Source organism: Luteimonas wenzhouensis, assembly GCF_007859305.1.
Lineage (GTDB): Bacteria > Pseudomonadota > Gammaproteobacteria > Xanthomonadales > Xanthomonadaceae > Luteimonas > Luteimonas wenzhouensis.
Genome location: NZ_VOHE01000001.1, coordinates 291,390 through 302,734, shown reverse-complemented (window position 1 = coordinate 302,734; position 11,345 = coordinate 291,390). Strand labels below are relative to the sequence as shown.

11 protein-coding genes are annotated in these 11,345 nt (G+C 70.4%); 4 read left to right on the top strand and 7 right to left on the bottom strand.

Annotation, left to right across the window (positions count from 1 at the left end):
* Positions 1-2: 2 nt before the first annotated feature.
* Positions 3-260, bottom strand: a complete 258-nt coding sequence (locus FQY79_RS01355) for a helix-turn-helix domain-containing protein (RefSeq protein ID WP_146310040.1) — start codon at positions 258-260, stop codon at positions 3-5.
* 592 nt (positions 261-852) lie between these two features.
* Between FQY79_RS01355 and FQY79_RS01350 the strand changes: the two genes are divergently transcribed.
* The 4 genes from FQY79_RS01350 to FQY79_RS01335 are packed head-to-tail and all read left to right on the top strand — an operon-like array spanning position 853 to position 4,745.
* The gene (locus FQY79_RS01350) at positions 853-1,671 is read left to right on the top strand and encodes a hydroxypyruvate isomerase family protein (protein WP_246122982.1); all 819 of its coding nucleotides are present in this window, start codon (positions 853-855) and stop codon (positions 1,669-1,671) included.
* Positions 1,672-1,702: 31 nt separating this feature from the next.
* Positions 1,703-3,388 carry a GMC family oxidoreductase gene (locus tag FQY79_RS01345; RefSeq protein ID WP_146310039.1) on the top strand — a complete coding sequence of 562 codons (1,686 nt, stop codon included), beginning with the start codon at positions 1,703-1,705 and terminating at the stop codon, positions 3,386-3,388.
* Complete coding sequence (locus tag FQY79_RS01340; RefSeq protein WP_027071804.1) at positions 3,388-3,963, top strand: gluconate 2-dehydrogenase subunit 3 family protein; 576 nt, start codon at positions 3,388-3,390, stop codon at positions 3,961-3,963. The genes FQY79_RS01345 and FQY79_RS01340 overlap by 1 nt, the downstream gene beginning before the upstream one ends.
* The gene (locus FQY79_RS01335; RefSeq protein ID WP_146310037.1) at positions 3,963-4,745 is read left to right on the top strand and encodes a 3-keto-disaccharide hydrolase; all 783 of its coding nucleotides are present in this window, start codon (positions 3,963-3,965) and stop codon (positions 4,743-4,745) included. The genes FQY79_RS01340 and FQY79_RS01335 overlap by 1 nt, the downstream gene beginning before the upstream one ends.
* Before the next feature lie 58 nt (positions 4,746-4,803).
* On the opposite strand, the gene FQY79_RS01330 is transcribed toward FQY79_RS01335, so the two are convergent.
* The 6 genes from FQY79_RS01330 to FQY79_RS01305 all read right to left on the bottom strand — a co-directional run bounded on the left by FQY79_RS01330 (position 4,804) and on the right by FQY79_RS01305 (position 11,314).
* Complete coding sequence (locus FQY79_RS01330; RefSeq protein ID WP_222434228.1) at positions 4,804-5,574, bottom strand: gluconate 2-dehydrogenase subunit 3 family protein; 771 nt, start codon at positions 5,572-5,574, stop codon at positions 4,804-4,806.
* Positions 5,574-7,253 carry a GMC family oxidoreductase gene (locus tag FQY79_RS01325; RefSeq protein ID WP_146310035.1) on the bottom strand — a complete coding sequence of 560 codons (1,680 nt, stop codon included), beginning with the start codon at positions 7,251-7,253 and terminating at the stop codon, positions 5,574-5,576. The genes FQY79_RS01330 and FQY79_RS01325 overlap by 1 nt, the downstream gene beginning before the upstream one ends.
* A complete protein-coding gene (locus FQY79_RS01320) occupies positions 7,250-7,948 on the bottom strand; it encodes a 3-keto-disaccharide hydrolase (RefSeq protein WP_146310033.1) in 699 nt (232 codons plus the stop codon). The genes FQY79_RS01325 and FQY79_RS01320 overlap by 4 nt, the downstream gene beginning before the upstream one ends.
* A gap of 37 nt (positions 7,949-7,985) precedes the next feature.
* Positions 7,986-8,840: a sugar phosphate isomerase/epimerase family protein gene (locus FQY79_RS01315; protein WP_146310032.1), complete on the bottom strand. Its 855-nt coding sequence runs from the start codon at positions 8,838-8,840 to the stop codon at positions 7,986-7,988.
* Between the two features lie 115 nt (positions 8,841-8,955).
* Positions 8,956-10,080 (bottom strand): Gfo/Idh/MocA family protein, encoded by a 1,125-nt coding sequence (locus FQY79_RS01310; protein WP_146310030.1) that lies wholly within the window; start codon positions 10,078-10,080, stop codon positions 8,956-8,958.
* 10 nt (positions 10,081-10,090) lie between these two features.
* On the bottom strand, positions 10,091-11,314 hold the full coding sequence (locus FQY79_RS01305; protein WP_146310028.1) for an MFS transporter: 1,224 nt from the start codon (positions 11,312-11,314) through the stop codon (positions 10,091-10,093).
* Positions 11,315-11,345 lie beyond the last annotated feature (31 nt).

Here is an 11,345-nt window from a genome sequence, read left to right as displayed (position 1 = left end):
GCTCAGGCGCCCGTGCGTTGCTTGAGTCGCACGCCGCGTCCGCGGCCGCTGCTGGGCTGGTCGTCGCCGATCAGTTCCACCCCTGCCGCGTCCAGCGCCTCGACCACCTTGGTCAGGCTGGACACCACGCCGCGCACGGTGCCCTCGCTGGCCTCCATGCGCTGGATCGTGGGCAGCGACACCCCCGACAGTTCGGCCAGGCGGCGCTGGTCGATGCCGAGCAGGGCACGTGCGGCGCGGAGTTGGGCGGACGTCATCATGGCAGCAGGGGTCTCACGCCGCAATGATAGAGGTTAAGCAGGTTCAAGTCAATTATCAAATGTTATTATTGATGTCTCAGGCATCACTGGATCCGCCGCCGCCCGCCGCAACGGCGCATCGGGCCGCTGATGGTGGATCAGGCCGGACCCTTCGCCCGGCGTGTCCACGCGATCCCGCAATGGCCGCCCGCGCATGCTGCGGTGCCGCACCGTCGGCCGGGCCCGGACAGGCTGCGCCGCGGGGCCGCGAAGGCTTGCAATCAGTGTCGTGGTTGTTATCGTGCAATCGATTGCATCCGCGCAGAATCGCGTCACTGGTTGGGAGGCCGGTGGATGATCGGGACCCCCGCAAACCCGCCCGCCCGCCGCACGCGGAATCCAAGCGCGTCCGTCGGCGCCGGGCTTCACGAACCTGTCGGCCGCCGGCTTGGGCATCGTTGCCGCAAGCCGTATCGTGCCGGGCCGGTCCTGGGGTCCGGCGCGCGGCGCGACGCAGCCGCGCCTGGTGGGCGCCGCGGGCCATTCGGGAGAGGCTGCCTTGAGTGATCGATTCACCAGGCGCGAGGTGCTGCGCGCCGCGACGGCCGGCGCCGTGGGGCTGGCGACACCCGCGCTCGCCGCGTCGCCCGCCACGGCCGGGCAGCCGCTGAAGGGCAATCTCAGGCACTCCGTGGCGCGCTGGACGTTCGCCCGGATGCCCATCGACGCGCTGTGCCGCACGGTGAGGCAGATCGGCTTTGCCGCCATCGACCTGGTCGGCCCGGACGACTGGCCCGTGCTCAAGGCGCACGGCGTGGACAGCTCGATGTGCAACGGCGCCGAACTCGGGCTGGAGAAGGGGTTCGCGGACACGCGCTTCCACGATGAACTGGTGGCGCGCTACACCCGCCACATCGACCTGGTGGCCGACGCCGGCTACCGCAACCTGATCTGCTTCTCCGGCAACCGCGCCGGCATGGACCCGGACGAGGGCATGGCCAACGCGGCCGCCGGCCTCAAGCGCATCCTCGGCCATGCCGAGAAGCGCGGCGTCAGGCTGGTGATGGAACTGCTGAACTCGCGGGTCGACCATCCCGACTATCTCTGCGACCGCTCGGCCTGGGGCGTGGCGCTGTGCGAGATGTTGGGGTCGGACCACTTCGGCCTGCTCTACGACATCTACCACATGCAGATCATGGAGGGCGACATCATCGCCACCATCCGCCGCCACCACCGCTGGTTCGTGCACTACCACACCGCGGGCGTGCCGGGCCGGCACGAGATCGGGCCGGACCAGGAGCTCAACTACCCCGCGATCTGCCGCGCGATCCGCGACACCGGCTTCGACGGATACATCGCGCAGGAGTTCATGCCCTCGGCACCCGATCCGGTCGCCTCCCTGCGCGAAGCCATCGGCCTCTGCGACGTGTAACCATCGGCCCACTTCCAGGAATCAGTCATACATGGCGAACAACCATTACGACGCGATCGTCGTCGGCTCGGGCATCAGCGGCGGCTGGGCCGCCAAGGAACTGGCCGAGAAGGGACTCAAGGTGCTCATGCTCGAGCGTGGCCGCAACATCGAGCACATCAAGGACTACGTCAACGCGCACAAGGAGGTCTGGGACTATCCGCACCGCAACGTGCCCACGCAGGCGATGAAGGAAGCGCACCCGGTGCTGCGCCGGGACTACCCGCTGTCGGAGAGCACCGACGGCATGTGGGCCGACGAAACCGACTGCCCCTACGTGGAGGTCAAGCGCTTCGACTGGTTCCGCGGCTACCACGTCGGCGGCCGCTCGCTGCTGTGGGGACGCCAGAGCTACCGCTTCTCGCCGATGGACTTCGAGGCCAACGCGCGCGAGGGCATCGCCGTCGACTGGCCGATCCGCTACGAGGACCTGGCGCCCTGGTACGACTACGTGGAGACCTTCGCCGGCATCGCCGGCACGGTAGAGGGGCTGGACGTGCTGCCGGACGGCAAGTTCCTGCCGCCGGTCCCGCTCAACGTGGTCGAGAAGGACGTGGCCGCGCGCATCCTCAAGGCCTTCGGCGGCAGCCGCCGCCTGATCCATTCGCGCACCGCCAACATCACCGAGCCGCGGCCGGAGCAGGGCAGGGCCAACTGCCAGTATCGCAACAAGTGCATCCTGGGCTGCCCGTTCGGGGCCTATTTCTCGACCCAGTCGGCCACGTTGCCGGCGGCGATGAAGACCGGCAACCTGACCCTGCGGCCGTTCTCGATCGTCAAGGAAGTGCTGTACGACAAGGACCGCAAGCGTGCCCGAGGGGTGGAGATCATCGACGCCGAGACCGGCCTGACCTACCAGTACACGGCCAGGGTCATCTTCCTCAACGCGTCGGCGTTCAACTCGACCTGGATCCTGATGAACTCTGCCACCGACGTGTGGGAAGGCGGGCTGGGCTCCTCGTCGGGGGAACTGGGCCACAACGTCATGGACCACCATTTCGAGGTCGGCGCTCAGGGTGTGGTCGACGGCTACGAGGACCGGTACTACTCCGGACGCCGGCCGTGCGGCTTCTACATCCCGCGCTTCCGCAACGTCGGCAACGACCGGCGCGAGTACCTGCGCGGGTTCGGCTACCAGGGCGGGGCGGGCCGCGAGGGCTGGTCGCGGGCCGTGGCCGAACTGGGGATCGGCACCGGGCTCAAGGAGGCGCTGAGCACCCCGGGCGCCTGGACCATCGGCATGACTGCCTTCGGCGAGATGCTGCCCTACCACGACAACACCATCCGCCTGGACCACAGCGTGCGCGACAAGTGGGGCCTGCCGGTGCTGGCGATGGACGTCTCGATCCGCGACAACGAGCGCGCCATGCGCAAGGACATGGCCGCCGATGCCGCCGAGATGCTGGAGGCGGCGGGCGTGCGCGACGTGCGGACCTACGAGGGCAACTACGCCCCCGGCCGGGGCATCCATGAGATGGGCACCGCGCGCATGGGCCGCGACCCGAAGACCTCGGTGCTCAACGCGCACAACCAGGTGTGGGACGCGCCGAACGTGTACGTGACCGACGGCGCCTGCATGACCTCGGCCAGCTGCGTCAATCCGTCGCTCACCTACATGGCGCTGACCGCGCGCGCCGCCGACCATGCGGTGCGCGAACTCAAGGCGGGGAACCTGTGATGGAACGTCGTGAACTGCTGAAGATGATCGCGGCCGCCACCGGCGTGGCGATGGTGGGCAATCCGGCCCTCCTCGTGGCGCAGGCGCCGGCGGAACCGGGCGCCACCGCCTTCGGCGCACGGGACGTGGCGCTGCTCGACGAGATCGCCGAGGCGATCATCCCGCGCACCGACACGCCCGGGGCGAAGGACGCGGAGGTGGGCGCGTTCATGGCGCGCTTCGTCACCGACTGCTACGGCCCCGAGGACCAGGCCGCGTTCCGCGCAGGACTGGTCGAGCTGGACCGGCGCGCCGGCGGCAGCTTCCTGTCCCTGCCGCAGGCCGACCGCCTGCAGCTGCTCACCGAAGCGGACCGCGAGGCCGCCGAGCGTGCCCGCGGGGCCTGGGTGTCCGCCGACGGGTCGGGCAGCGCGGGCGGGGTGCACTGGTTCACGATGATCAAGCAGCTGGTGATCTTCAGCTTCTTCACCTCGGAGGTCGGCGCGACCCAGGTGCTGCGCTACGACCCGGTGCCGGGCCACTACGACGGCGACCTGCCCTACGAGCCGGGCACGCCGGCATGGGCGACGCGGTGATGCGCGCGGCCTCTTTCCATCCGTGCCGCAGGGCCGCGGCCGTGCGCGCCGGCGTGCTGGCCGGCGGCGTGCTGGCGGCCGCGGTGGCACTGGCCCACGACCCGTCCGCCGATCCGGAAAAGACCGAGGCCTGGACGCCGGTGCCGCCGGTCGTGGCCACGCCCGTCGGGGCGGCGCCCTCGGACGCGGTGGTGCTGTTCGACGGCTCCGGCCTGGCGGCGTGGGAATCGGAGCGGGGCGGCGACGCCCCGTGGAAGGTGGCCGACGGCGCGATGACCGTCGTGCCCGGCACCGGGGGCATCCGCACCCGCCGGGACTTCTGCGACATCCAGCTGCACATCGAGTGGCGCACGCCGGCCGGGACCCGCGGATTCGACGGACAGGACCGCGGCAACAGCGGCATCTTCCTGCAGGAACGCTACGAACTGCAGGTGCTCGACAGCTACGACAACCCCACCTACGCCAACGGCCAGGCGGCCTCGATCTACAAGCAGGCGATCCCGCTGGTGAACGCCTCGCGCCCGCCGGGCGAGTGGCAGGCCTACGACATCATCTGGAAGGCGCCGCGCTTTTCCGACGGCGGCGGGCTACTGGCCCCGGCGCGCATCACCGTGCTGCACAACGGCGTGCTGGTGCAGGACGACACCGTCATCGCCGGCACCACGGAGTACCGCGGCGCGCCGAGCTACGCCCCGCACGGCTGCGCGCCGATCTACCTCCAGGATCACGGCTCCGAAGTCAGCTTCCGCAACATCTGGGTGCGGGAACTCCAGGCGCGCTGAAGCCCCGCGCGGGGGCCGGCGGCCGGGCAGGCCGCCGGACCGGCGCGCGCGGCGACGGCTAGTCCACGGGATAGGCGAACTCGCTCAGTCCCAGTTCCGACAGCACCATCTCCAGATGGCGATACGCGTCCGGCGTCGGTCCGGGGTAGTCCCCGGCGATGGCGACGTTGCCCAGGTAGCCGATGTCCTCCATGCCTTCGGGCGTGCAGAAGTAGGCGGCCAGGACCAGCTCGCGCAGCCGGGCGAAGGCCCTGGCGATGCGCTGGAACCGCCGCGGGGTCTGGTGGTTGTCGTAGGCGATGTCGTCGATGATCGCCAGCTGCCGCGCAGTGTCCAGCGACGCGAATGGCCGCGAGAAGCGCAGCGCGGCTTCGTCGTCGATCCAGGCCAGGGCCGACAGGATGGTGACGCGGTCGCGCTGCTGGTCGGGGTAGGGCGCGCTCACCCATTCGTCGATCACCGTCGGGACCTGCACCGCGGACGCCGACGGCGACTGGCCCTCCGCCGGCACGATGATGTCCGACAGCACTGCCAGCAGCGAGAGCTGGGGCGGCGTCAGCGTCAGCGGCCATGGCGCCTCCGGCGTCATCAGGTCCGGATCGGTGCCGTACCCCGCGGCCGTCACGGGCGGCAGGTCGAGCTCCGGCCAATGCCCGTCGTCCGCCAGCGCGCCTGCGGTCCCTTCCGCGGGTGCCGCGGGCAGCATCGCGCTCGCCGCCAGTGCGGCCAGCAGCTTCAGCGACTCGCGCCGGGTCAGCCGGTTCGCGTAGGCGGCCGCGCCGTCGTGGGTATCGGCCGGCATGGGCCGGTCCTCGCGTGGTGTTCGCATCACAGCCTCCCCGCCTTGAGTTGGCCCGCCAGCCAGGCGCTGTTGCGCATCGCGAGGGTCATGATGGTCAGGGTGCAGTTCTTGTGCGGATTGGAGGCGAACACGCCGCCATCCATCACGAACAGGTTGGGGCAGTCCCAGGTCTGGCCCCACTGGTTGGTCACCGAATCCCTGGGCGATTCGCCCATCCGCGTGGTGCCGACTTCGTGGATGATCTCGCCGCCCCTGGCGATCGCTTCTTCCGGAGCGGGCAGTTCGCCGACGTTCGCACCCATGGTTTCCAGGATGGCCTTGGCGGTCTTCAGGCCGTGCGCGACCTGCCTGAGTTCATGCTCCGACCATCGCCAGTGGAAACGCGGCACCGGGATGCCCCACTGGTCGGTGACCTGCGGGTCGATGTCCATGTAGCAGTGCTCGTTTGGAAGCATCTCGCCGCGCAGCACAAGCGACACGAAAGCGCCGTAGTAGGCGCGTACCTCCTGCTTCAGCGCGGTGCCATAGCCCTGCAGGCCGCCGATGGCATGGGCGCCCGGCTCGCCGAAGCGCCCGCCCAGTTCGAAGTGGTAGCCACGCGGGAAGTCCAGCTCGCCCCTGGCCTGCGCCTCGTGTCCCCACCAGGGGATGAACAGGTGGTTGGCGGTGTGGCCATCCTCGTTGTAGCGAGGCCGGTTCATCAGCGCGGGGACCAGCGCCGACAGGCTGGCGCCGGTCGAGTCCATCAGGTTGCGGCCGACCTGGCCGCTGGAGTTGGCCAGTCCATTGGGGTGCCTGGCGCTCTTCGAATTGAGCAGGATGCGTGCCGACTCGCAGGCGCTGGCGGCCAGGACCACCACCTTCGCAGCCACCTGCCGTTCGGTGCCGGTCTTCTTGTCGATGTAGGCCACGCCCGTCACCTGGCCGTCGGCATCGGTGGTCACGGTGTTCACCATCGCGTCGGTGACGATGCGCAGGCGGCCGGTGGCCCGGGCCATCGGCAGCAGCGAGGTGGTGGTCTGGAACGCGGCCCCGATCGAGCAGCCGTAGCCGCAGGGGGTGGCGTAGAAGCAGGGCGCGCGATCGTCCAGCGGCCTGGTCAGGACCGCCCGGTGCATCGGCACCGCCGGGATGCCGAGCTTCTTCGCCGCGGCGGCGATCAGCAGTTCCGGGATCCGCGGCCTGGGCGGCGGCTGCAGGACGCCTTCCGACGAGGGCGGCATGTCGTCCAGGCCGGTATTGGTCCCGCACACGCCGATCAGGGCCTCGGTCCGGTCGTACCAGGGTGCGATCTCGTCGTAGTCGAAAGGCCAGTCGGCGCCAAGTCCGTCGCGGCTTTTCCCCTTGAAGTCGTGTGTGCTGAAGCGCAGCGAATAGCGGCCCCAGTGGTTGGTGCGGCCTCCCAGCATGCGCGAGCGCCACCACAGGAACTCGCTGCCTTCGGCGGTGGTGTAGGGCTCGCCCGGCACCTGCCAACCGCCGTCGACGGTGGCGTCGTAGAAGCCGAAGTGCTTGTCCGGCGTGGCGGCGCCCATCAGCGGTGCGTCGGCATTGCGCCGGAACATCGGTGTTTCCGTGACCGGATCGTAATCGCGGCCGGCCTCGAGCATGAGCACCTCGTGGCCGTGCCGGGTCAACTCGTATGCCGCCATCGCGCCGCCGGCGCCCGACCCGACCACCAGCACCGGGTAGACAGGGTCGCTCATCGCTCCAGCTCCCGGATCTTGAGGTTCTTGAACCACACCACGTCGCCGTGGTCCTGCAGGCCGATATGGCCGCTGTCGTTGGCGGCGAACCCCGGCCAGTTGGCGAACTTGCTGGCGGCCACCAGCCGCTGCCACTCCGGGCCATGGATCCGCACCGAGACCGTCTGCACCCCGTTCTGCCAGACCGTGAGCTGCCCGCGGTCGAGCAGGATGCGCACCTGGTTCCACTCGCCTGCCGGCCTGTGCGAGGCCGGTGGCGAGGCGATCATGTCGTACAGGGAGCCGGACAGGTGGGTGTCGAGCTGGTTGTCCGGGTGGCGCTCGTTGTCCAGGATCTGGATTTCAGGCGCGTGCGAGTAGATGCGCTCGCCGGTTTCGTCGGCCAGGATGAAGATGCCGCTGTTGCCGCCCTCGGAGATCTTCCAGTCCAGCCTGAGGTCGAAATCCCGGTAGCGGGCCCTGGTGAGGATGTCGCCGCCGCCCGGGCCGCTGAGCTTGATGGCGCCGTCCTCGACCACCCATTTGTCGCTCAGCCCCTCGCCTTTGAAGTTGCGCCACTGCGACAGGTCCTCGCCATCGAACAGGAGCTGCCAGCCCTGGTCGCGCTCTTCCGCGGTCAACTGGTTGTCGGCGGCGGATGCGCCGAAGCCGGCGAGCGCCAGCAGCAGGGCATACAGCCGGTGCCTGGTGTCCATGGTGGTTCTCCTTCCGGCTGCGGGTCCGGGAGCAGGCCTACAGGCCCTCGCCCGCGGCGAGGCGTTCCCCGAGGTAGGCCGCGCCGGTCGCGACGACGGCGGCGGGATCGAGGGGATGGTCGTGTTCGATGATGTACCACTGGGTGCCGGCGCGCGCCGCCGCGGGGAGGATCGCTTCCCAGTCCAGCACGCCCTGGCCCAGGGCCGCGAATCCCCATTCCTCGGCGCCCTCTCCGGGCGCTGCGTTGTCCTTGGCGTGCACCGCGAACACGCGCCCCTGGTACTGCTCGAGCAGCGCGACCGGGTCGCGGTCCGCGCGCGCCACCCATGCCAGGTCCAGTTCCAGCAGCAGGGCGGGGCCGGCCCCTTCGAAGATCAGGTCGAGCGCGGTCCTGCCGTCGAACTCGGCCAGTTCGAAATCGTGGTTGTGGTAGGCCAGGCGCATGCCGCGGGCCGCCAGTCGCGCGGCGTACCCGCCCAGCTCGGCGCCCAGCGCACGCCAGCCTTCGGCATCGGCCGGGCGGTCGGCCTCTTCCAGCCATGGCACCACCAGGACCGTGTTGCCGATCGCGGCGTGGAAATCCGCCGCGCCATCGAGGTCGCGGCGCAGTTCGGACAGCGCCACGTGGGCGGCAATGGGCCGGATCGAGTAGCGGTCGAGCAGCTGCTTGAGCTCGCTGGCGGACACGTCCTGGGTGCCGACCGTCTCCACGGCCCGGACGCCGGCGCCATGGACGATCCGCACCCGTTCCTCCAGCGACTCGATGTTGCGCAGCGTGTACATCTGCACGGCGATGGGGGCAGCGGCACCGGCCTGCTGGGCGCAGGCGGGCAGGGCGGCGCAGAGCAGGAGTGCGGCGGCCGCGATCCGGCGCAGGAGATGGATCGTCATGGTGGTCCTCCGGAGACTGCAGTGGCGTTGGATGGAATCCGGCGCGCGGTGCATGGGGCGCCACGTCCGGGCGGCATCGCCGCGGCCGGGCGGGAGCCCGGCGCGCCGCGGCAGGTCAGGCGATCGGCGTCCACGCGCGCGTGCCGGCCGATGCGATGACGCGGTCGACGATCAGGGCCGAACGCAGGCCGTCTTCGAACGTCGGCAGGCCCTCGGGCCGTTCGCCCGCGATGGCGCGGTAGGTGTCGGCGACGAAGGCCTCGAAACAGTTGGCGTAGCCCTGGGCATGGCCGGCGGGCAGGATCGACAGCCGCCGCTGCTCGGCGCTGCCGGCGCCGGGGCCGCGCACGAATACCTGCTCGCGCTGGTCGGGGAACCCCATCCACAGCCGTTCGCAGTCTTCCTGGTCGAAAGCCACGCTGGCCTTCGCGCCGTCGATCTCGAACCACAGCCGGTTGCGGCGCCCGGCCGACACCTGGCTCACCGTCAGCGTCGCCAGGGTGCCCTCGCGGGTCTTGAACATGGCCGCGGCCACGTCCTCGCTCGACACCGCGCGGGTCTCGCCGCCGGCCGCGGGCGTGGCGAAGCTCTTGCCGGTGGCCGCCCCGCGCTCGGGGATCACGGTCTCGAACACCGCGCTGACCTCGGCGAAGCGCTCGCCGCCCACCCACTCCACCAGGTCGCACCAGTGCGAGCCGATGTCGGCGAACACGCGCGAAGCGCCGCCCAGGGCCGGGTCTACCCGCCAGTTGTTGCTGGCCGGGTCCAGCAGCCAGTCCTGCAGGTAGCTGCCGTGGATCAGGCGCAGCGGCCCCAGGTCGCCCGCGGCGATGCGCGCCCGCGCCTCGCGCACCACCGGGTGGTAGCGGTAGACGAAGGGCACGGTGGCCACGAGCCCGGAGGACGCAGCCAGCGCGGCGAGCGCACGTGCATCTTCCAGGGTGGTCGCCAGCGGCTTCTCGCAGACCACGTGCTTGCCGGCGCCCAGGGCGGCCTCGGCCATCGCCCGGTGCAGGTGGTTGGGGGTGCAGATGTGCACCACCTGCACCTGCGGATCGGCCACCACCTCCTCGATGCCGGCGTAGCCGCGGCCCGCGCCCCAGGCTTGCGCGACCTCGCGCGCGCGCTCCGGCGAGGACGCGGCCACGCCGCGCACCACCGCCCCTGCCAGCACCGCGGCGCGGCGGTGGACGGCGCCGATCATTCCGGCGCCGACGATCGCGACTCCCAGCGTGCCCATGCGATAGCCCTCAATGCGGCGCCGCCGCGGCGGGCGGAGCCGCCGGACGGTCGTGGAACAGGAACAGGAAGGCGACCAGCACCACGAAGGCGACGCCAGCCGGGAACAGCCAGATCTGCTGCCAGTCCGGGCCCGCCTCGGTGGTGTAGTGCTCCACGACCGCGCCCGACAGGAAGGTGCCGATCAGCATGCCCACGCCGTAGGTGGCCAGGGTGATGAAGCCCTGCGCGCTGCTGCGGAACGCCTGGCCGGCGCGCGCGTCGGTGTAGATCTGGCCGGTGACGAAGAAGAAGTCGTAGCAGATGCCGTGCAGCACGATGCCGATGACCAGCAGGGCGAAACCGGCGTCCGCGTCGCCGAAGGCGAACATCACGTAGCGCAGCACCCACGCGGCCATGCCCACCGCCAGCATGACCTTCACCCCAAGGCGCACGAACAGGAACGGCATGGCCAGCATCAGCAGCACTTCCGACATCTGGCCCAGGGACTGCAGCCCGGCCGCGCCGCGCACGCCGACGTCGTTGAGGAAGGGGTTGGTGAAGTTGTAGTAGAACGACAACGGGATGCAGATCGCGATCGAGGCCAGGAAGAACACCAGATAGGCGCGCGACCTGAGCAGGTGCAGCGCCGCGTCCAGGCCGAGGATCTCGCCCAGCTTCGCGTCACGCTCGCGCGCCAGCGGCGGGGTATGGGGCAGGGTGAGCGCGTACAGGCCCAGCACCGCCGAGGCGATGGCGGCCATCCGGAAGGTGAGCTCCAGGCTGCGGGTCTGTTCCCAGCCCAGCCAGCCGATCAGCAGCCCGGCCACGATCCAGCCGATGCTGCCGGCCACCCGCACCGGCGGGAACTGCTTCTCCGGCGACTGCATGTGCCGCATCGCCACGCTGTTGGCCAAGGCCAGGGTGGGCATGAACAGCAGCATGTAGCCGAACACGAAGCCGGCGAACGCGGGGAAGCTGGTGGCCGTCGACGCGCCCCACATCAGTGCCGCGCCGGCCAGGTGCAGCAGGGCGAGAATGCGCTGCGCGGCGAAGTAGCGGTCGGCGATCAGCCCCACCAGGAACGGCGCCACGATCGCGCCGACCGACTGGCTGAGGAAGGCGGTGGCGACCTGGCTGGCGCTCGCCTGGAGCGGGCCGCTGACCAGGTACGTGCCCAGGGTCACGAACCACGCGCCCCAGATGAAGAACTGCAGGAACATCATCGCGCCCAGGCGCGGCATCGTGGCCGTCATCACTTCCCCTCCAAGCTCGCCGTCCGGACCA